We start from the raw sequence: 20,163 nt of genomic DNA on the forward strand, positions 1-20,163 counted from the left end.
TGGATCAGCTATGGGTAAATGCTTTTTCTGCCGGTAAACTGGTTAAACGCATCAGGCGTGCGGCGGGCTCGTTGGCGCGCTCGGGCACATCCGGAAGGCTATTCCATCCCTCTTTACTGTCAAATTCCCAAATCTTTAGCCGTTCGATGGCTGGGCTAACTGCAACAGACCATATCAACACATCTTCTGCATCGCTGAGCGCCTCTACAAGCGTGGCTTTAGCGGCACGCAGGCGTCCGGAGCCAGGCAACAATTGCAACAGACTGGCGTCGTCTGAAGCGCATCCGCAGAGCTTGCGAATACTCTGGCGCAGGGTGATGAGCTGGGCTCTGGCCTCGACGGAGTCGTTCTGGTTGCGTACCCACAGCTTCTCATTACTGGAGAGCGGGTAGTCATCGTGCGGGCTTGCGCCGTGGAAGCTCCGCGTCGCACGCTGAAGCTCCATATCCAGCCCGCAATCCCCTTCGGTGGTCAGCGCCACGCCAATGATATTGCCCGTATAGGCAATGGAAAAACGGGGGAGTTCCGGGTCAGCAAAGACCGGGCGGCCTTCTGGTTGCGTGACGATCTCCGGCAGTTCGCTGGTGCCGTACAGCATAAACAGCAGTTCTGCGAGAAGTGCTCTCGAGGCTAAAAACCGCGTCCTGCGGTGTTCGGGGAGTTTGAGCGCCTCACTGTGACAGGCTGAAGAGAGTCTGGCCGATACGAGACGTCCTTCTGTAAGTATCCCTCTTGCAAAGTGCGTTGCCATTTTTCGCTCCTTGATAATGGTCGTAATCGGTTAAACGGTTACATGATTATCGCTTAACTTGACTCCTGTTTTAATCAGTAAATCGGAGTAAGAGAAGCCTGAAGGCCGAACTTTACATTTTCTTAGGCAAAAATTGGATCGCTGCCACCGTACAACGCCTTGATGGTCTCCCGCAGCCAGAGGATTTTCGGATTATGGCTGTTCCGTTTATGCCAGATCAGCGTGAAGGGAACGGTCAGCTTTTCAGCCTGCGCTTCGTCAATGGGAATAGGAAGCGCGATCAGCTTCCGCTGGTGGAGTTCATTGTAGTGGCGACAGTAGTGGGGAGCCGTGGCGATATAGTTATGACCGGGCTGCGCCGCCATAAACATCGACTGCTCAAAGCCCGGCAAACACATGGCAATGTTTCTCTCCCGCCCCATCTCTTTTAGCACCTCATCCAGCGCCCAGGTGTCGCTCCGTTCCCAGAAGATACTGATATGGGGATAGCGCAGGAAGGTCTCCAGATTCCACTCCTCCTGCAGAGCGGGGTGGTCCTCACGCAAATAGACGTATGGACGGTCGCTAAACAGGATTTCGTAGTCGATAAACCACGGCATCAGCTTCAGCAGTTCACGCGAGCGCGGGTGGGTTTCGCGACCGGTGAAGCCAACGTCCACTTCCCCGCGCGTAATGGCGTCCAGCGAGTCGTAATCCCAGTGACGCATCTTCACCGTCGCCTGCGGATAACGCTGGTTCACCAGCTCAAGCAGGGCGTTAAAGCGGATGAGCATCAGCGGCGTTTCGGCGGCCAGCACAAACGTCAGCCCGCCAGGCGAATCATGGTGAGATTTATCGAGGATCTGGTTGCCGATCTGCATCCAGTCGGCCAAATCCTGCTCCAGGCTGACCGTCAGCGGCGTAGGCAGCAGCCCTAACGGCGTTTTGACAAACAGCGGGTCGTCAAACCAGTCGCGCAGCCTGGCCAGCGATTTACTCACTGCCGACGGCGTCACGTTCATCCGCTTCGCGGCTTTGGTGACGCTGCGCTCCTGCAGCAAAAGCTGCAGGCAAAGCAACAGGTTAAGATCGAGACTGCTGATGGGCTTCTTCATACTGTGCCGCGGGCTGGATGACCATAAGTAAGGTGATGCAGACTATGCTACAGCCAATCAGAATCCCGATCAGCATATTGAGCGCGTTAAGTCCGATGACCGCCGCCAGCCATATCCACAGAGACGAGCCGCAGACCTGCGCGATCCCCAGCACCGAGCTTGCCACGCCTGCCCGCAGCGAGAACGGGCCGAGCGCCTGACTCATCGCCACGCCAAAGCCAACCGAGAACCCGGCACAGATGAGCGTAATGCCCACCAGCATCAGCGCATGAGAGCTGGTGGTTGCCAGAACCACACCTGTGGCGAGAAACAGTACTTGAGAGGTCAGCATCAGCGTGCGCTGGCGGAAGATATTCAGCGCGAAGGGGGTAGAAAATGAGACGGCCATACTGACCATAGCGGTTAATGCCATTACCGTGGAATACTCACCGCGATCGAAACCCATGGTCTCCATCAGCAAAACCGGGGAAACGTTTACATACGTCAGGATCACCGCCACGCTTAACGTGGTTACGGCCAGACGGCTGAGGAAAAAGCGATTGAGAAGTTTCTCTGCCGGATGAATGGTCGCGGTATGGCTGGGATTCTGCGAGCCCGGGTGGGTCTCTTTCAGTACGGCGATCGACAGCACAAAGACCAGGGCGCCCATGGCAGCCATGGTCCAGAACAGGCTCTGCCACGGGAATTTCAGCATGATCAGATAGCCTACAACCGGTGCCAGCACCGGAATGATGCAGGTTATCCCGTTCAGCATGGAGAGCACCTTAGCACGGCGCTGGGCGCTTAAGGTGTCGCGCAAAATAGCAAACGCCACCACGTAACAGCCGCCGGCACCAATGCCCTGGATGAACCGTCCTGCCAGGAACAAGGTGCTGTTCTGTGCCTGTGAGCAGAGAAGAGAGGCCAGGGCAAAGATGATGGCTCCGGTTATTGCGACGGGCTGACGGCCAGCCTTATCCGCGATCTTCCCGGCAAAGACCATCGACGACGCCATTCCTGCGAGGTAGGCCGAAAACGCGATATGCAGCTGCGCTTCGCTGGCACCCAAATCGCGGGCGATGTGCGGTAATCCCACCAGATACATATCAATACCCGACGGATAAAGCAGAACTAATGCGAAACTACAAAACAGAAAACGCGCCATAAACCCCCCATAAATGCAGGCAAGCAGAATAGGGGGTGAAAAGGGTTAAAGCGAGTTGCCATTTGGACAATGGTGATTTCCTGAGAGGAAATCACCATCAATTAGCGGAAACTATTTACCGATACAGAAGCTCGAAAAGATCCGTCCCAGCAGATCGTCCGACGTAAACTCCCCGGTGATCTCGCTTAGATTCTGCTGCGCCAGACGCAGCTCTTCCGCCAGCAGTTCACCCGCCCACGCACCAATCAGCTGCGCTTTGCCCTGGTCAAGATGGCGTGCCGCCTCTTCCAGCGCCTGCAGGTGACGGCGACGCGCCAGGAAGCCGCCTTCCATGCTGGTATCAAAGCCCATGCTCTGCTTGAGATGGTTACGCAGGGCTTCCACGCCTTCCCCTGTACGTGCCGAAAGGCGAATAAGTGAGTGACCATTCACATCGCTGATGCCCAGCGTTTCGCCGGTCACGTCTGCCTTGTTGCGCACTACGGTGATCGGCAGTTTGGCCGGCAGACGGGCGATAAAGTCCGGCCAGATCTCCGCCGGGTCAACGGCGTCGGTCGTGGTGCCATCTACCATAAACAGCACGCGGTCGGCCTGCTTGATTTCCTGCCAGGCGCGCTCGATACCGATGCGCTCAACCTCGTCGCTGGCATCGCGCAGACCCGCGGTATCGATAATGTGCAGCGGCATCCCGTCGATGTGGATATGCTCGCGCAGCACGTCGCGGGTGGTCCCGGCTATGTCGGTGACGATCGCCGCTTCACGGCCCGCCAGGGCGTTCAGCAGGCTCGATTTCCCGGCGTTAGGGCGACCAGCAATGACGACCTTCATCCCTTCACGCAGCAGGCTGCCCTGACGCGCTTCGGCGCGGACGGCATCCAGATCGCTCATCACCTGGTTCAGCTGGGCTTCGATTTTACCGTCAGAGAGGAAGTCGATCTCCTCGTCCGGGAAGTCGATAGCCGCTTCGACATAGATTCGCAGGTGAGTAAGTGCTTCCACAAGGTGATTCACACGTGCGGAAAACGCGCCCTGCAACGAGTTCAGCGCGGAGCGGGCCGCCTGTTCAGAACTGGCATCGATCAGGTCAGCAATCGCCTCCGCCTGCGCCAGGTCGAGCTTGTCGTTCAGGAACGCACGCTCGGAAAATTCGCCCGGCTTCGCAATGCGCAGGCCAGGCAGGGTCAGAATACGTTTTAACAGCAGGTCGAGGATCACCGGACCGCCGTGGCCCTGAAGTTCCAGCACGTCTTCGCCGGTAAAGGAGTTCGGGCCGGGGAACCACAGCGCAATGCCCTGGTCCAGCGGCGTGCCGTCGGCATCTTTAAACGGCAGGTAATCAGCGTAGCGCGGCTTTGGCAATTTACCCAGCACCGCTTCAGCCACCTCGCGCGCCTTCAGGCCGGAGATGCGCAGAATGCCTACACCACCGCGTCCCGGTGGGGTTGCCTGGGCGACGATAGTGTCGTTATGGCTCATGGTTGCTCTCGTTCAATACAAATAAAAAAGGCGGTCAATCGACCGCCCTTATTTTAGCGTTATCTTACCGAATCAGGACTTTTTCTTTTCGCGGCTATGCAGGCCACGTTTTTCCAGACCACGGTAAATCAGCTGCTGCTGGATGATGGTCACCAGGTTGCTGACGATATAGTACAGCACCAGACCTGACGGGAACCACAGGAAGAACACGGTGAAGATGACCGGCATAAAGGTCATGATCTTCTGCTGCATCGGGTCGGTCACGGTGGTCGGAGACATCTTCTGGATGAAGAACATCGTCACGCCCATCAGGATCGGCAGGATGTAGTACGGGTCCTGTGCGGACAGGTCATGGATCCACAGAGCGAACGGTGCGTGGCGCAGCTCAACGGAACCCATCAGCATGTAGTACAGCGCAAGGAAGATTGGCATCTGAATCAGCAGCGGGAAGCAACCACCCAGTGGGTTCACTTTCTCTGCCTTATACAGGGCCATCATTTCCTGGCTCTGACGCTGTTTATCATCGCCCAGACGCTCACGCATCGCCTGAATCTTCGGCTGCAGCATGCGCATCTTCGCCATGGAGGTGTACTGCGCTTTGGTCAGCGGGTACATGATGCCACGAACGATAAAGGTGATAACGATGATGGAGAAGCCCCAGTTACCCAGGAAGCTGTGGATGAACTTCAGCAGCTTAAACAGCGGCTGAGAGATGAACCACAACCAGCCGTAATCAACGGTCAGATCCAGGTGCGGCGCGACGGCAGCCATTTTGTCCTGAATTTCCGGGCCGACCCACAGGGTGCTTGCCAGCTTACCGGTTTGACCCGGCTGAACCAGAACAGGCTGTGATTTGTAGCCGATGGCTGCAATACCGTTGCCCAGGTTCGCGGTGTAGAAGTTATTCGTACCGTCGTTATTCGGGATCCACGCGGTCGCGAAATACTGCTGCAGCATTGCGACCCAACCGCCTTTGGAGCTGACGTTCAGGTTTTCGTTATCGGCAATGGTGTCGAATTTGTATTTCTCGTACTTCGCATCAGGCGTGGAGTACGCCGCGCCACGGAAGGTATGCAGCGCAAAGTTGCTGCTTCCGGTGTCACGGTGTGACGGCAGATTGATGGACTGCTTCAGCTGACCGAAGGTAGACAGTTCCAGCGGTTTCGCACCGGCGTTCTGTACGCTGTAGCCCACGTTCACCGCATACTCACCGCGTTTCAGGGTGAAGGTTTTGGTGAAGGTGTTGCCTGCCGCGTCGGTGTAGGTCATCGGGATAACGAGTTCGTTCTGGCCATCGGCCAGTACAAAGGTGTCGTTCTCGACGTTATACAGTGGACGCGCACCGTTAGCCGGGTTGTCCGGGCCATCACGACCGGTCAGGCCGCTCTGCGCCTGATACAGAAACTCCGGTGTGGTTTCCAGTAACTGGAACGGTTCGTTAGACTTCAGCTCTTTCGGGTAGGTCAACAGCAGCGCCTGCTCAACATCACCACCACGGGTGTTGATAGTCAGCTCAAGCACATCGGTCTTAACCGTAATCTGTTTCCCCTGGCCACTGGCCGGTACGCCCTGGTCGGCGGCGCTACCCGCTGCGGTGGTCGTGGTCTGCGTGGTCTGCTGCTGGGGTTGAGGATTTTTATCCTGCTCCCATGCCTGCCAGATCATGAAAGACACGAACAACAAAGCGATGATAAGAAGATTGCGTTGCGAATCCATCGTTAGTGTTCTCTGGTATCAAAAGGTCCTGGGGGGACGGGGTCGTCTCCACCGGGGTGTAAAGGGTGGCATTTTAATACGCGTTTCACCGTCAACCAACTGCCTTTTATCACTCCAAACCTGCGCAATGCCTCAATTCCGTAGCTTGAGCATGTTGGTGTGAAACGGCAGTGCGGCCCGAGTAGCGGACTAATCAGGCGTTGATAGACCCGAATGAGGGCTATCAGGACCCGTGAGCCAGGCGACAGTGGCGGCGCCATAATTTTTCCAACGCTTCCGAGAGAGCACGGTTATCGAGGTCGGCAACCCCCTTTTTAGCCACCACCACGAAATCCATAGAAGGCAGTTCGTGCTGACGTAAACGGAAGCTTTCACGCGTCAGACGTTTAATCCGGTTGCGTTCATGCGCACGCTTAACGTTTTTCTTAGCGACTGTGAGACCGATGCGGGGATGCCCCAGCGAATTTTGGCGGCCGAGGATGGTGATTTGCGGCGTGCCAGCCCGTTGTGGCTGCTGGAAGACGAAAGTGAAATGAGTGGGAGTTAACAAACGTAACTCCCTGGGAAATGCTAGCTTAACCACTCAGGGGTTAGCTTTATTACTTGGAAACGGTCAGACGAGCGCGGCCTTTAGCACGACGACGTGCCAGAACCTGACGACCATTTTTAGTAGCCATACGAGCACGGAAGCCGTGAGAACGGTTGCGCTTCAGTACAGACGGTTGAAAAGTGCGTTTCATGGCGATTTCTACCTAAACTTGAAAAAATTCATGACTTTTGCGGATGCCCGACCGAGTTTCGAATGACGGACGCCGAAGCCGTGGGTGATTAAAGAGGCCGGATTGTAATAATTGTACACTCCGGAGTCAATTCTCTTTCCTTATTTCCCGCGTATTTCCGCACGATTTCGCGTGGAAAATGAGCAACGGACGACGCAGGAAGATGAGCATCACGCGCCGGGTCGAGGATTATACGGCCTCGCCAACAAAGCGCAAGGATCGTCCCGGATCTTCGTTAGATCATTTAAGCAATAAATTGTCGCTGCTCATTAAATTTTCCAATATGCGGGCTAAATCGCGGGGCACTCGCGCCAGGATCGTTTACACTTACCCGGTTTCGGATCTTCCTGTGGATAAATCGGGAAGAATCTGTGAGAAACAGAAGATCTCTGGCTCAGTTTACGCTATGATCCGCGGTCCCGATCGGGATCCCAGGATCCTGGTCAGGATAAATTGCAGATAGCAATTCGCACGTCCCCCTTTACACAGGGTCATGTCGATGTGCGCCAACAATCATGAATATTCAATAGTTTTCTTTTATTGTTCGAGTGGAGTCCGCCGTGTCACTTTCGCTTTGGCAGCAGTGTCTTGCCCGATTGCAGGATGAGTTACCAGCCACAGAATTCAGTATGTGGATCCGCCCGTTGCAGGCGGAGCTGAGCGATAACACGCTGGCTTTGTATGCGCCAAACCGTTTTGTGCTCGATTGGGTAAGAGACAAGTACCTTAATAACATCAATGGCCTGCTGAACGATTTTTGCGGGTCAGATGTCCCACAGCTGCGTTTTGAAGTGGGCACAAAGCCGGTCACCCAAACCGTACGTGAAACCGTGAATGTGGCTGCGCCCGCTCAGGCTGTTCCGGCTCCGGCGCCTCGCGTTGCACCTGCTCGTCAGGGCTGGGATAACGTCCCTGCCCCCGCAGAGCCAACCTACCGCTCTAACGTTAACGTGAAACACACGTTCGATAACTTCGTTGAAGGTAAGTCGAACCAGCTGGCGCGCGCGGCAGCCCGTCAGGTTGCCGATAACCCCGGCGGTGCTTACAACCCGCTGTTCCTGTATGGCGGCACGGGTCTCGGTAAAACGCACCTTCTGCACGCGGTGGGTAACGGCATTATGGCGCGTAAGCCGAATGCGAAAGTGGTGTATATGCACTCCGAGCGCTTCGTTCAGGACATGGTAAAAGCCCTGCAAAACAATGCGATCGAAGAGTTTAAACGCTACTACCGTTCCGTTGACGCGCTGCTGATCGATGACATCCAGTTCTTTGCCAATAAAGAACGATCGCAGGAAGAGTTTTTCCACACCTTCAACGCCCTGCTGGAAGGTAATCAGCAGATCATTTTGACCTCGGATCGTTATCCTAAAGAGATCAACGGCGTTGAAGATCGTCTGAAATCCCGCTTCGGCTGGGGCCTGACCGTGGCGATCGAGCCACCGGAGCTGGAAACCCGCGTCGCGATCCTGATGAAGAAAGCCGATGAGAACGACATCCGCCTGCCGGGTGAAGTGGCGTTCTTTATCGCCAAGCGCCTGCGCTCCAACGTGCGTGAGCTGGAAGGGGCGCTGAACCGCGTTATCGCCAATGCCAACTTCACAGGTCGTGCGATCACCATCGATTTTGTGCGTGAAGCGCTGCGCGATTTGTTGGCATTGCAGGAAAAACTGGTCACCATCGACAATATTCAAAAGACGGTGGCTGAGTACTACAAGATCAAAGTGGCAGATTTACTGTCTAAACGTCGTTCCCGCTCGGTGGCGCGTCCGCGTCAGATGGCGATGGCGCTGGCAAAGGAGTTAACCAACCACAGTCTGCCGGAAATCGGCGATGCGTTTGGTGGCCGTGACCATACGACCGTGCTGCACGCCTGTCGCAAGATTGAGCAGTTACGCGAAGAAAGCCACGACATAAAAGAAGATTTTTCCAATCTAATCAGAACATTATCATCGTGACGCTATGAAATTTACCGTTGAACGTGAACATTTATTAAAACCGCTGCAACAGGTGAGTGGCCCATTAGGCGGCCGCCCAACGCTGCCTATTCTCGGAAACCTGCTGCTTCAGGTCGCGGACGGTACGCTGTCGCTGACCGGTACAGATCTGGAAATGGAAATGATCGCGCGCGTTACGTTGACGCAGCCGCACGACGCGGGCGCGACCACGGTTCCGGCACGTAAATTCTTTGATATTTGCCGCGGGTTGCCGGAAGGCGCTGAAATCGCCGTGCAGCTGGAGGGCGACCGCATGCTGGTGCGCTCTGGCCGCAGCCGTTTCTCGCTCTCCACGCTGCCCGCTGCGGACTTCCCGAACCTGGACGACTGGCAGAGTGAAGTTGAATTCACTCTTCCGCAGGCGACGATGAAGCGTCTGATTGAAGCCACGCAGTTCTCCATGGCGCATCAGGACGTTCGTTACTACTTAAACGGCATGCTGTTCGAAACCGAAGGTGAAGAGCTGCGTACCGTCGCCACCGACGGCCACCGTCTGGCGGTCTGTTCCATGCCGATTGGCGACTCGCTGCCGAACCATTCGGTGATCGTGCCGCGTAAAGGCGTGATTGAACTGATGCGTATGCTCGACGGCGGTGACACGCCGCTGCGGGTGCAGATTGGCAGCAATAACATCCGTGCCCACGTGGGCGATTTTGTCTTCACTTCGAAGCTGGTTGATGGCCGTTTCCCGGATTATCGCCGCGTATTGCCGAAGAACCCGGACAAAACGTTGGAAGCGGGCTGCGATAGCCTCAAGCAGGCGTTTGCCCGCGCGGCGATTCTCTCGAACGAGAAATTCCGCGGCGTACGTCTGTACGTGAGTGAAAACCAGATCAAAATCACCGCCAACAACCCGGAGCAGGAAGAGGCAGAAGAGATTCTGGACGTTACCTACGCCGGGGCTGAGATGGAAATCGGCTTCAACGTCAGCTACGTGCTGGATGTGCTCAATGCACTGAAATGCGAGAATGTGCGCATTCTGCTGACCGACTCCGTTTCGAGCGTACAGATTGAAGATGCGGCCAGCCAAAGCGCGGCTTATGTTGTCATGCCAATGAGACTGTAATGTCGCTCACCCGTCTGTTGATCCGCGACTTTCGCAATATTGAAAGCGCGGATCTCGCTTTATCCCCCGGCTTTAACTTCCTGGTTGGCGCGAACGGCAGCGGCAAAACCAGCGTGCTGGAAGCCATCTATACGCTCGGCCATGGCCGGGCGTTTCGCAGTTTGCAGATTGGTCGCGTCATTCGCCACGAGCAGGAATCCTTTGTTCTGCACGGGCGTTTGCAGGGCGCAGAGCGGGAAACCGCCATCGGCCTGACCAAAGACAAGCAGGGCGATAGCAAGGTGCGCATCGACGGCACCGACGGCCATAAGGTGGCGGAGCTGGCGCTGCTGATGCCAATGCAGCTGATTACGCCCGAGGGGTTTACTTTACTCAACGGCGGCCCCAAATACAGAAGAGCGTTCCTCGACTGGGGATGCTTTCACAATGAAGCCGGTTTCTTTAACGCCTGGAGCAACCTGAAGCGTTTGCTTAAACAGCGTAACGCCGCGTTACGCCAGGTCACGCGCTACGCCCAGCTGCGTCCGTGGGACATGGAACTCATCCCTCTTGCGGAACAGATAAGCCGCTGGCGTGCCGAATACAGCGCGGGTATCGCCGAAGATATGGCCGACACCTGCAAACAGTTTTTACCCGAGTTCTCTCTCACCTTCTCCTTCCAGCGTGGCTGGGAGAAAGAGACGGATTATGCCGAGGTGTTAGAGAGAAGCTTCGAGCGCGATCGGATGTTGACCTACACCGCGCACGGCCCGCACAAGGCGGATTTCCGCATTCGTGCCGACGGTGCGCCGGTGGAAGACACGCTGTCGCGCGGGCAGCTCAAGCTCCTGATGTGCGCGCTACGCCTGGCGCAGGGGGAGTTCCTCACCCGTGAGAGCGGACGACGCTGCCTGTACCTGATAGATGATTTTGCCTCGGAACTTGACGACGCGCGGCGCGGGCTGCTTGCCAGCCGCTTAAAAGCCACGCAGTCGCAGGTTTTCGTCAGCGCCATTAGCGCTGAACACGTTATGGACATGTCGGACGAAAATTCGAAGATGTTTACCGTGGAAAAGGGTAAAATAACGGATTAACCCAAGTTGAAATGAGCGAGAAACGTTGATGTCGAATTCTTATGACTCCTCCAGTATCAAAGTCCTGAAAGGGCTGGATGCGGTGCGTAAGCGCCCGGGTATGTATATCGGCGACACGGATGACGGCACCGGTCTGCACCACATGGTATTCGAGGTGGTAGATAACGCTATCGACGAAGCGCTCGCGGGTCACTGTAAAGACATCGTGGTCACCATCCATGCGGACAACTCCGTCTCCGTTACCGATGACGGCCGTGGCATCCCGACCGGTATTCACCCGGAAGAGGGCGTCTCTGCTGCGGAAGTGATCATGACCGTACTGCACGCAGGCGGTAAGTTCGACGATAACTCCTATAAAGTTTCCGGCGGCCTGCACGGCGTAGGCGTTTCCGTAGTAAACGCCCTGTCGCAAAAGCTGGAGCTGGTTATTCAGCGCGAAGGCAAAATTCACCGTCAGATCTATCAGCACGGCGTGCCTGAAGCCCCGCTGGCCGTTACCGGTGATACCGATAAAACCGGTACCATGGTGCGTTTCTGGCCGAGCCTTGAAACCTTCACCAACGTCACTGAATTCGAGTACGACATCCTGGCGAAGCGCCTGCGTGAACTGTCGTTCCTGAACTCCGGCGTCTCTATTCGCCTGCGCGACAAACGCGACAACAAAGAAGACCACTTCCACTACGAAGGCGGTATCAAGGCGTTTGTTGAGTATCTGAACAAGAACAAAACGCCAATTCACCCGAATATCTTCTATTTCTCCACCGAAAAAGACGGTATCGGCGTGGAAGTGGCGCTGCAGTGGAACGACGGTTTCCAGGAAAACATCTACTGCTTTACCAACAACATTCCACAGCGCGACGGCGGTACTCACCTTGCGGGCTTCCGTGCGGCGATGACCCGTACCCTGAACGCCTACATGGACAAAGAAGGCTACAGCAAAAAAGCGAAAGTCAGCGCCACCGGTGACGACGCCCGTGAAGGCCTGATTGCCGTGGTCTCCGTGAAGGTGCCGGATCCGAAGTTTTCCTCACAGACCAAAGACAAGCTGGTTTCTTCTGAGGTGAAATCGGCGGTTGAGCAGCAGATGAACGAACTGCTGAGCGAATACCTGCTGGAAAACCCGAACGATGCGAAAATCGTGGTGGGCAAAATTATTGATGCGGCACGTGCCCGTGAAGCGGCGCGTAAAGCCCGTGAAATGACCCGTCGTAAAGGCGCGCTGGACCTGGCAGGCCTGCCGGGCAAGCTGGCTGACTGCCAGGAACGCGACCCGGCACTGTCCGAACTGTACCTCGTGGAAGGGGACTCCGCGGGCGGTTCTGCGAAGCAGGGCCGTAACCGTAAGAACCAGGCGATCCTGCCGCTGAAGGGTAAAATCCTCAACGTTGAGAAAGCGCGCTTCGATAAGATGCTCTCTTCTCAGGAAGTGGCGACGCTCATCACCGCGCTCGGCTGCGGCATTGGCCGCGACGAGTACAACCCGGACAAGCTGCGCTATCACAGCATCATCATCATGACCGATGCGGACGTCGACGGCTCGCACATCCGTACGCTGCTGTTGACATTCTTCTATCGTCAGATGCCTGAAATCGTTGAGCGCGGCCACGTCTACATTGCCCAGCCGCCGCTGTACAAGGTGAAGAAAGGCAAGCAGGAACAGTACATTAAAGATGACGACGCTATGGATCAATACCAAATCGCGATCGCCCTTGATGGCGCGACCCTGCACGCGAACTCCAGCGCGCCGGCACTGGCAGGCGAGCCGCTGGAGCGTCTGGTCTCCGAGTTCAACGCCACGCAGAAAATGATTGGCCGTATGGAACGCCGCTATCCAAAAGCGCTGCTGAAGGAGCTGGTCTATCAGCCAACCCTGACCGAAGCCGATCTGAGCAACGAGCAGGCCGTGACCCGCTGGGTGAATACCCTGGTGAGCGAGCTGAACGAGAAAGAGCAGCACGGCAGCCAGTGGAAGTTCGACGTTCAACAGAATGCGGCACAGCAGTTTGAGCCGATTGTTCGCGTGCGTACTCACGGCGTCGACACCGACTACCCGCTGGAGCACGAATTCGTGACCGGCCCGGAATACCGCCGTATCTGCACCCTCGGCGAGAAGCTGCGCGGCCTGATCGAAGACGATGCCTTCATCGAACGTGGCGAGCGTCGTCAGCCGGTAGCAAGCTTCGAGCAGGCGCTGGACTGGCTGGTGAAAGAATCCCGTCGCGGTCTGTCTATCCAGCGTTATAAAGGTCTGGGCGAAATGAACCCGGATCAGCTGTGGGAAACCACCATGGATCCGGAAAGCCGTCGCATGCTGCGCGTCACCGTTAAAGACGCGATTGCTGCGGATCAGCTGTTCACCACCCTGATGGGCGATGCGGTAGAACCACGTCGTGCGTTCATTGAAGAGAACGCGCTGAAAGCGGCGAATATCGATATTTAACAGTCGCTATCCCGCATGAAAACTGGCCGCGCTTTTAGCGCGGCTTTTTTATGGGCGCAGGAATGTCCAGCGACATCGCCGCCGGTAAACGGCTCGCCAGCGCATCTATGGCCATTCTTACCCTCAGGGGCAGGTACGGCGTCTGTTGCCAGACGGCATGGACGTCAAAATGGACATCCGGCGCCTGCTTAAAGAGCGGGACAAGCTTTCCCTGATGAATTTCTTTGATGGCCATCCAGCAGGGGAGCCAGGCAATGCCGTGCCCGGTCACCGCCGCGTCGCAGATGGCCTGCAAATCATCCATATTGAGTGATGACCGCGGCGTAAACGTGCGCGGCGTTCCGTCGCTGTCCATAAGCTGCCAGGATAGCACGCGGCCTGCGCGCAGATAGTTAATGGCCGCGTGCCGGGATAAATCATCCACAGCGTCTGGATGACCTCTTTTTTGCAGATAGTCGGGCGAGGCGCACAGGACCATGCGGTGTTCTCCGAGCTTTCTGGCCACCAGCACGCTGCTGTCCTGCAGCGTGCCGTTACGAACCGCCATATCGAAGCCTTCCTCGACCAGATCCACCACGCGGTCGCTGAACGACATTTCAAGCTCAAGCCCAGGGTGTTCCTGCGCCAGTTCAATCAGCAGCGGCGCGACGCACTGGCGTCCAAACAGCACCGGCATGGCAACACGAAGCCGACCGTTGATCTGATGTTTCCCCGTTTCCAGCAGGGATTCCGCGCTCCTGATCTCCTCCAGCGCGCGCAGGCAGCGCTCGTAGAACAGGGCGCCGTTATCGGTGAGCCGCTGGCTGCGGGTGGTGCGCTGAAACAGCCGCACTCCCAGACGTTCCTCAAGTCGAGCAATGCTTTTACCCACCGCAGAGCGCGACAGGTGCAGGCGAACTGCGGCCTGCGCAAAGCTTCCTGCCTCCACGGCAGCGACAAAAACAGGAATATCTTTCAGCGTATCGGTCACGGTTTGTATCCATTCAGGCGTCAATGAAGAGAAAACTTATCGCCACTGGTGACGAGGAGTCAACGGTAGACTGTCATTACTGAAGCTTATCTGATGGCAGGAGAAAAAAATGACAGAGACAATGCAGCGCTGGTCAATGAACGCCCTCGGGCGCGAGAATCTCAAACTCATTCATGAATCGGTTCCACAGCCAGGCCCCGGTGAGGTTCGCGTACGGGTAAATGCCGTTGCGCTCAACTATCGCGATAAAATGGTCATCGAAGGCACGATGCCGATTCCGCTTTCCTTCCCGTTCACTCCGGCGTCTGACATGGCGGGCGTGGTGGACAGCGTAGGTGAAGGTGTCACGCGTTTCAAACCCGGCGCTCGCGTCATTTCAACCTTCTTCCCGGAGTGGATCGACGGCAAGCCGCAGGCAGACGCGCGTGATTTGCCCTACAAAACGTCCGGCGGCTATTTCCAGGGCATGCTGGCCGAATATGTGGTTGTAAATGAAAACGCGCTGGTGGCCTCTCCGGAAACTCTGAATGACGCAGAGGCCAGCACGTTATCCTGCGCAGGGCTTACCGCCTGGTTCGCGCTGGTGGAGCGGGGTCAGCTCCGCGCCGGGCAATCGGTGCTGGTACAGGGGACGGGCGGCGTGGCGATTTTCGCCCTGCAAATTGCAAAAGCGCACGGCGCAGAGGTTATTGTCACGTCCGGGAGCGATGAAAAGCTGGCGCTCGCCAAAAAACTGGGCGCCAGTCAGGGCGTCAACCGCCTGAAAAGTGACTGGGCTGAAGAAGCATTGGCGCTGACTCAGGATCGCGGCATCGACCATATTATCGAAACCGTAGGTGGGGAAAACCTGAAGCATTCCCTGCGTGCCGTTGCCGTTCACGGGCGTATCTCCGTCATTGGCGTGCTGGCCGGGACTGACATTTCACTGCCTGCTGGTGAGCTGCTGCTGAAATCCCCCGTCATTCAGGGGATTGGCGTGGGACACCGCCGGGCGCTGGAGGATTTCGTCCGCGCTGTTGACGTCACGGGACTGAAGCCGGTGATTGAGCATCGCTACCGTTTTAACGAGCTTGAACAGGCCCTTGAACATCTGGATCGCGGCGCATTCGGTAAAATCGTTCTCATCCGCGAGTAAGTCGTCGTTCCCCGGGATAAGCGTAAAAGGGGTGTTTCTGTTGCGCAATGTAGCTCTATTTTTGTGTGCTTAATCGCGTTAGCATGAGGTAGCACTCATTTATCCCGGGGAACTCATGGCTATCAAACTCATTGCAATCGATATGGACGGCACGCTGCTGCTGCCAGACCACACTATCTCTCCTGCCGTTAAAAACGCGATCGCCGCCGCACGAGCGAAGGGCGTGAATGTGGTTCTGACCACGGGGCGTCCATATGCGGGCGTACACAGCTACCTGAAAGAGCTGCACATGAATCAGCCGGGCGATTACTGCATCACCTATAACGGCGCGCTGGTGCAGAAAGCCGCAGACGGCAGCACGGTTGCGCAAACTGCGCTGAGCTATGATGACTACCTGTTCCTCGAAAAACTGTCCCGTGAAGTGGGCTCCCACTTCCACGCGCTCGATCGCAATACGCTCTACACCGCCAACCGCGATATCAGCTACTACACGGTGCATGAATCCTACGTTGCGACCATTCCGCTGGTATTCTGTGAAGCCGAGAAAATGGATCCGGCGACGCAGTTCCTGAAGGTGATGATGATCGACGAGCCGGAGATCCTGGATAAAGCCATCGCGCGCATTCCGGCGGAGGTAAAAGAGAAGTACACCGTGCTGAAAAGTGCGCCGTACTTCCTCGAAATCCTCGATAAACGCGTCAATAAGGGCACCGGCGTGAAATCACTTGCTGATGCGTTAGGGATTAAGCAGGAAGAAATCATGGCGCTCGGCGACCAGGAAAACGACATCGCGATGATTGAATTCGCGGGCGTTGGCGTGGCAATGGATAACGCCATTCCTTCGGTGAAAGAGGTGGCTGATTTCGTCACCAAATCCAACCTGGAAGACGGCGTTGCCTACGCGATCGAAAAGTTTGTGCTGTAGTAACGCTTATTTTCAATCATCAGCCCCGGTTATCAACCGGGGCTTTTTTTGCCCTGAATTTATCGAATTGTTCTTTTTGTGATCTTGATTGTAGTACAACATTAATTGATTGTACTACATTGTCACCACGGCAAAGACGAATGGCCTCACGTTTGTACTGCAAAAGTGAGGCGAAATTCAGCGGTCGCGGTAAAGTAGTGATGGACATACAGAGCACAAGGACTCTCCATGACACTCAATAAAACCGATCGCATCGTTATTACGTTGGGCACCCAGATTGTGGGCGGTAAATACGTTCCCGGTTCGCCGCTCCCCGCAGAGGCTGAACTGTGCGAGGAGTTTGAAACCTCGCGCAACATCATCCGGGAAGTGTTCCGCTCGCTGATGGCGAAGCGGCTGATTGAAATGAAGCGCTATCGCGGCGCGTTTGTTGCTCCGCGCAACCAGTGGAACTACCTCGATACCGACGTGCTGCAGTGGGTGCTGGAAAACGACTACGACCCGCGGCTTATCGGCGCGATGAGTGAAGTTCGAAACCTGGTGGAGCCGGCAATTGCGCGCTGGGCGGCGGAACGCGCGACCTCCGGTGATTTGGCCCAGATTGAATCGGCTTTAAACGACATGATCGCCAATAACCAGAACCGGGAGGCGTTCAACGAGGCGGACATTCGCTACCACGAAGCGGTGCTGCAGTCGGTGCATAACCCGGTTTTACAGCAGCTTAGCGTGGCGATCAGCTCGCTACAGCGAGCGGTATTTGAACGTACCTGGATGGGTGATGAGGCCAACATGCCAAAAACTCTCCAGGAACATAAAGCGCTGTTCGATGCGATACGGCATCAGGACGGCGATGCGGCAGAGCAGGCGGCGCTTACCATGATTGCCAGCTCGACACGAAGGCTGAAGGAAATCACATGACATCTCGCTACATCGCAATTGACTGGGGATCGACCAATCTGCGCGCCTGGCTTTATCAGGGCGAGCAGTGCCTGGAGAGCAGGCAATCAGAAGCAGGCGTGACGCGCCTGAACGGTAAATCCCCCGAGGCGGTGTTAGCAGAGGTCACACAAAACTGGCGCGACAGCGCCACGCCGGTGGTAATGGCGGGAATGGTGGGCAGTAACGTAGGCTGGAAAATTGCACCTTATCTGCCGGTTCCCGCCCATTTCTCTGCTATTGGCGAGCAGTTAACGTCCGTTGGCGACAATATCTGGATTATTCCCGGTTTGAGCGTCTCTCGCGACGATAACCACAACGTGATGCGCGGCGAAGAGACGCAGCTGCTTGGCGCGCGCGCTCTCTCTCCTTCTTCTGTCTACGTCATGCCCGGCACGCACTGTAAGTGGGTCCAGGCTGACGCTGAGCAAATCCACGAATTTCGCACCGTAATGACCGGCGAGCTGCACCATTTGCTGCTCAACCATTCGCTGGTCGGGGCCGGTTTACCTGAGCAGGAATCCTCGTCAGAGGCGTTTGCCGCCGGGCTTGAACGTGGGATCGCCTCCCCTGATGTGTTGCCGCAGCTTTTTGAGGTTCGCGCCTCGCACGTGCTGGGACTTCTCCCGCGCGAGCAGGTCAGCGAGTTTCTCTCCGGCCTGCTGATTGGCGCAGAGGTCGCCAGCATGCGTGAGTTCATCGCGCACGAGCAGGCCATTACGATTGTCGCAGGCGCATCGCTAACGTCGCGCTACGAACAGGCATTTCGCGCCGTTGGGCGTGATGTTTCGACGGTATCCGGCGACACGGCATTTCAGGCAGGAATAAGGAGCATCGCTCATGCAGTGGCAAACTGATCTTCCCCTTATCGCGATTTTGCGCGGCATCACGCCCGATGAGGCGTTAGACCACGTCGGCGCGGTTATCGACGCCGGATTCGACGCGGTAGAAATCCCGCTCAACTCGCCCGACTGGGAAAAAAGCATTCCGGCCGTGGTGGAGGTTTTCGGCGATAAGGCGCTGATTGGCGCAGGCACCGTGTTACAGCCTGAGCAGGTCGATCGGCTGGCAACGATGGGCTGCAGGCTTATCGTCACGCCGAATATTCAGCCTGAGGTGATCCGCCGCGCGGTGGGTTACGGCATGACGGTCTGCCCGGGCTGCGCCACCGCCACGGAAGCCTTTACTGCCCTTGATGCGGGCGCGCAGTCGCTCAAAATTTTCCCGTCATCGGCTTTTGGACCGGACTACATCAAGGCGTTGAAAGCGGTATTGCCCGCCAGCGTGCCGGTCTTTGCCGTGGGCGGCGTAACGCCAGAAAACCTGGGCCAGTGGATGAGCGCTGGCTGTGTGGGCGCAGGGTTGGGTAGCGATCTTTATCGTGCCGGACAGTCCGTGGAACGTACCGCACAGCAGGCGGCAGCATTTGTGAAAGCGTATCGAGAGGCAGTGAAATGAAAATAACCAAACTCACCACGTACCGTTTACCCCCGCGCTGGATGTTCCTGAAAATCGAAACCGATGAAGGGGTTGTAGGCTGGGGCGAACCGGTGATTGAAGGGCGCGCGCGCACCGTTGAAGCGGCAGTACACGAGCTGGGCGAATACCTGATTGGTCAGGATCCGGCGCGCATTAACGACCTGTGGCAGGTGATGTACCGCGCGGGCTTCTACCGCGGTGGTCCGATCCTGATGAGCGCCATCGCCGGTATCGACCAGGCGCTGTGGGATATCAAAGGTAAAGTGCTTAACGCGCCGGTATGGCAGCTTATGGGCGGCTTGGTGCGCGACAAAATCAAAGCCTACAGCTGGGTGGGCGGCGACCGCCCTGCGGAAGTGATCGACGGCATCACGCAGTTGCGCAATATCGGCTTTGACACCTTCAAGCTCAACGGCTGCGAAGAGATGGGCGTTATCGACAATTCGCGTGCGGTAGACCGGGCGGTCAATACCGTGGCGCAAATTCGTGAAGCCTTCGGCAACGAGATTGAGTTTGGCCTGGATTTCCACGGCCGCGTCAGCGCGCCGATGGCCAAAGTGCTGATCAAAGAGCTGGAGCCGTATCGCCCGCTGTTTATCGAAGAGCCGGTGCTGGCCGAGCAGGCGGAGTACTATCCGAAGCTGGCTGAACAGACCCACATTCCTATCGCGGCGGGTGAACGTATGTTCTCGCGCTTCGAGTTTAAACGCGTACTTGAAGCGGGCGGCATAGCGATCCTGCAGCCGGACCTTTCTCATGCGGGCGGCATCACCGAATGCTACAAAATTGCCGGGATGGCAGAAGCTTACGATGTGGCGCTGGCGCCGCACTGCCCGCTCGGCCCAATCGCGCTGGCGGCCTGCCTGCACGTCGACTTCGTCTCCCGCAATGCGGTGTTCCAGGAACAGAGCATGGGGATTCACTATAACAAGGGCGCGGAACTGCTCGATTTTGTGAAAAATAAAGAAGACTTCTGCATGGAAGGCGGTTTCTTTAAACCGCTTACGAAGCCGGGCCTTGGCGTGGAAATTGACGAAGCTAAAGTCATTGAGCTGAGTAAGAATGCGCCGGACTGGCGAAACCCGCTGTGGCGTCATGAGGACGGCAGCGTAGCGGAATGGTAATCGCCATCCCGTAGACCCGGTAAGCCTCCGGGCAAAAATCATACATACAAAAATATAACCC

Annotated in this window: 19 protein-coding genes; 10 read left to right on the forward strand and 9 right to left on the reverse strand. The window is 56.6% G+C overall.

Going from position 1 to position 20,163, the window contains the following annotated elements:
- Nucleotides 1-4 precede the first annotated feature (4 nt).
- The 8 genes from IM303_RS08945 to rpmH all read right to left on the reverse strand — a co-directional run bounded on the left by IM303_RS08945 (nt 5) and on the right by rpmH (nt 6,921).
- Entirely contained in the window at nt 5-751 is a 747-nt protein-coding gene (locus tag IM303_RS08945; protein WP_192971860.1) for a 4'-phosphopantetheinyl transferase superfamily protein, read from the reverse strand.
- 122 nt (nt 752-873) lie between these two features.
- Entirely contained in the window at nt 874-1,845 is a 972-nt protein-coding gene (yidZ, locus tag IM303_RS08950; protein WP_048961462.1) for an HTH-type transcriptional regulator YidZ, read from the reverse strand.
- On the reverse strand, nt 1,814-2,989 hold the full coding sequence (locus IM303_RS08955; protein WP_049001556.1) for an MFS transporter: 1,176 nt from the start codon (nt 2,987-2,989) through the stop codon (nt 1,814-1,816). Before IM303_RS08955 ends, yidZ begins: the two co-directional genes overlap by 32 nt.
- Before the next feature lie 111 nt (nt 2,990-3,100).
- Nucleotides 3,101-4,465 carry a tRNA uridine-5-carboxymethylaminomethyl(34) synthesis GTPase MnmE gene (gene mnmE / locus IM303_RS08960; protein WP_193359838.1) on the reverse strand — a complete coding sequence of 455 codons (1,365 nt, stop codon included), beginning with the start codon at nt 4,463-4,465 and terminating at the stop codon, nt 3,101-3,103.
- Between the two features lie 72 nt (nt 4,466-4,537).
- Nucleotides 4,538-6,181 (reverse strand): membrane protein insertase YidC, encoded by a 1,644-nt coding sequence (gene yidC, locus IM303_RS08965; RefSeq protein WP_028014931.1) that lies wholly within the window; start codon nt 6,179-6,181, stop codon nt 4,538-4,540.
- Between the two features lie 2 nt (nt 6,182-6,183).
- Nucleotides 6,184-6,441 (reverse strand): membrane protein insertion efficiency factor YidD, encoded by a 258-nt coding sequence (gene yidD, locus IM303_RS08970; RefSeq protein ID WP_001307474.1) that lies wholly within the window; start codon nt 6,439-6,441, stop codon nt 6,184-6,186.
- On the reverse strand, nt 6,405-6,764 hold the full coding sequence (gene rnpA, locus IM303_RS08975) for a ribonuclease P protein component (protein ID WP_014072458.1): 360 nt from the start codon (nt 6,762-6,764) through the stop codon (nt 6,405-6,407). The genes yidD and rnpA overlap by 37 nt, the downstream gene beginning before the upstream one ends.
- 16 nt (nt 6,765-6,780) lie before the next feature.
- On the reverse strand, nt 6,781-6,921 hold the full coding sequence (gene rpmH, locus IM303_RS08980; protein ID WP_000831330.1) for a 50S ribosomal protein L34: 141 nt from the start codon (nt 6,919-6,921) through the stop codon (nt 6,781-6,783).
- A 599-nt stretch (nt 6,922-7,520) separates the two neighbouring features.
- On the opposite strand from rpmH, the gene dnaA reads away from it, so the two are divergent.
- The 4 genes from dnaA to gyrB are packed head-to-tail and all read left to right on the forward strand — an operon-like array spanning nt 7,521 to nt 13,533.
- Nucleotides 7,521-8,915, forward strand: coding sequence for a chromosomal replication initiator protein DnaA (gene dnaA / locus IM303_RS08985; RefSeq protein ID WP_032644944.1), 1,395 nt, complete (start codon nt 7,521-7,523; stop codon nt 8,913-8,915).
- 4 nt (nt 8,916-8,919) lie between these two features.
- Entirely contained in the window at nt 8,920-10,020 is a 1,101-nt protein-coding gene (gene dnaN / locus IM303_RS08990; RefSeq protein ID WP_008500170.1) for a DNA polymerase III subunit beta, read from the forward strand.
- On the forward strand, nt 10,020-11,093 hold the full coding sequence (gene recF, locus IM303_RS08995; RefSeq protein WP_045260850.1) for a DNA replication/repair protein RecF: 1,074 nt from the start codon (nt 10,020-10,022) through the stop codon (nt 11,091-11,093). The genes dnaN and recF overlap by 1 nt, the downstream gene beginning before the upstream one ends.
- A 28-nt stretch (nt 11,094-11,121) precedes the next feature.
- A complete protein-coding gene (gene gyrB / locus IM303_RS09000; RefSeq protein ID WP_028014934.1) occupies nt 11,122-13,533 on the forward strand; it encodes a DNA topoisomerase (ATP-hydrolyzing) subunit B in 2,412 nt (803 codons plus the stop codon).
- 34 nt (nt 13,534-13,567) lie between these two features.
- Here gyrB and IM303_RS09005 read toward each other — a convergent pair whose 3' ends face one another.
- Nucleotides 13,568-14,503 carry a LysR family transcriptional regulator gene (locus IM303_RS09005; protein ID WP_045630889.1) on the reverse strand — a complete coding sequence of 312 codons (936 nt, stop codon included), beginning with the start codon at nt 14,501-14,503 and terminating at the stop codon, nt 13,568-13,570.
- A gap of 109 nt (nt 14,504-14,612) precedes the next feature.
- Here IM303_RS09005 and IM303_RS09010 point away from each other — a divergent pair, with 109 nt between their 5' ends.
- The 6 genes from IM303_RS09010 to dgoD all read left to right on the forward strand — a co-directional run bounded on the left by IM303_RS09010 (nt 14,613) and on the right by dgoD (nt 20,102).
- Nucleotides 14,613-15,638 carry an NAD(P)-dependent alcohol dehydrogenase gene (locus IM303_RS09010; protein ID WP_049001546.1) on the forward strand — a complete coding sequence of 342 codons (1,026 nt, stop codon included), beginning with the start codon at nt 14,613-14,615 and terminating at the stop codon, nt 15,636-15,638.
- 115 nt (nt 15,639-15,753) lie between these two features.
- Nucleotides 15,754-16,563 (forward strand): sugar-phosphatase, encoded by an 810-nt coding sequence (gene yidA, locus IM303_RS09015; protein ID WP_049001544.1) that lies wholly within the window; start codon nt 15,754-15,756, stop codon nt 16,561-16,563.
- 228 nt (nt 16,564-16,791) lie between these two features.
- A complete protein-coding gene (gene dgoR, locus IM303_RS09020) occupies nt 16,792-17,481 on the forward strand; it encodes a D-galactonate utilization transcriptional regulator DgoR (RefSeq protein ID WP_003861109.1) in 690 nt (229 codons plus the stop codon).
- A complete protein-coding gene (locus IM303_RS09025) occupies nt 17,478-18,356 on the forward strand; it encodes a 2-dehydro-3-deoxygalactonokinase (RefSeq protein WP_192971856.1) in 879 nt (292 codons plus the stop codon). Before dgoR ends, IM303_RS09025 begins: the two co-directional genes overlap by 4 nt.
- The gene (locus tag IM303_RS09030) at nt 18,340-18,957 is read left to right on the forward strand and encodes a 2-dehydro-3-deoxy-6-phosphogalactonate aldolase (protein WP_028014939.1); all 618 of its coding nucleotides are present in this window, start codon (nt 18,340-18,342) and stop codon (nt 18,955-18,957) included. The genes IM303_RS09025 and IM303_RS09030 overlap by 17 nt, the downstream gene beginning before the upstream one ends.
- On the forward strand, nt 18,954-20,102 hold the full coding sequence (gene dgoD / locus IM303_RS09035) for a galactonate dehydratase (protein WP_028014940.1): 1,149 nt from the start codon (nt 18,954-18,956) through the stop codon (nt 20,100-20,102). The genes IM303_RS09030 and dgoD overlap by 4 nt, the downstream gene beginning before the upstream one ends.
- The last annotated feature ends 61 nt before the right edge of the window (nt 20,103-20,163 follow it).

Source organism: Enterobacter cloacae complex sp. P38RS, assembly GCF_014930775.1.
Taxonomy (GTDB): domain Bacteria; phylum Pseudomonadota; class Gammaproteobacteria; order Enterobacterales; family Enterobacteriaceae; genus Enterobacter; species Enterobacter bugandensis.

Coding starts and splice junctions, on each gene's coding strand:
- IM303_RS08945 (WP_192971860.1), bottom strand. CDS start 751: ATGGCAACGCACTTTGCAAGAGGGATACTTACAGAAGGACGTCTCGTA.
- yidZ (WP_048961462.1), bottom strand. CDS start 1,845: ATGAAGAAGCCCATCAGCAGTCTCGATCTTAACCTGTTGCTTTGCCTG.
- IM303_RS08955 (WP_049001556.1), bottom strand. CDS start 2,989: ATGGCGCGTTTTCTGTTTTGTAGTTTCGCATTAGTTCTGCTTTATCCG.
- mnmE (WP_193359838.1), bottom strand. CDS start 4,465: ATGAGCCATAACGACACTATCGTCGCCCAGGCAACCCCACCGGGACGC.
- yidC (WP_028014931.1), bottom strand. CDS start 6,181: ATGGATTCGCAACGCAATCTTCTTATCATCGCTTTGTTGTTCGTGTCT.
- yidD (WP_001307474.1), bottom strand. CDS start 6,441: ATGGCGCCGCCACTGTCGCCTGGCTCACGGGTCCTGATAGCCCTCATT.
- rpmH (WP_000831330.1), bottom strand. CDS start 6,921: ATGAAACGCACTTTTCAACCGTCTGTACTGAAGCGCAACCGTTCTCAC.
- dnaN (WP_008500170.1), top strand. CDS start 8,920: ATGAAATTTACCGTTGAACGTGAACATTTATTAAAACCGCTGCAACAG.
- recF (WP_045260850.1), top strand. CDS start 10,020: ATGTCGCTCACCCGTCTGTTGATCCGCGACTTTCGCAATATTGAAAGC.
- gyrB (WP_028014934.1), top strand. CDS start 11,122: ATGTCGAATTCTTATGACTCCTCCAGTATCAAAGTCCTGAAAGGGCTG.
- IM303_RS09010 (WP_049001546.1), top strand. CDS start 14,613: ATGACAGAGACAATGCAGCGCTGGTCAATGAACGCCCTCGGGCGCGAG.
- yidA (WP_049001544.1), top strand. CDS start 15,754: ATGGCTATCAAACTCATTGCAATCGATATGGACGGCACGCTGCTGCTG.
- dgoR (WP_003861109.1), top strand. CDS start 16,792: ATGACACTCAATAAAACCGATCGCATCGTTATTACGTTGGGCACCCAG.
- IM303_RS09025 (WP_192971856.1), top strand. CDS start 17,478: ATGACATCTCGCTACATCGCAATTGACTGGGGATCGACCAATCTGCGC.
- IM303_RS09030 (WP_028014939.1), top strand. CDS start 18,340: ATGCAGTGGCAAACTGATCTTCCCCTTATCGCGATTTTGCGCGGCATC.
- dgoD (WP_028014940.1), top strand. CDS start 18,954: ATGAAAATAACCAAACTCACCACGTACCGTTTACCCCCGCGCTGGATG.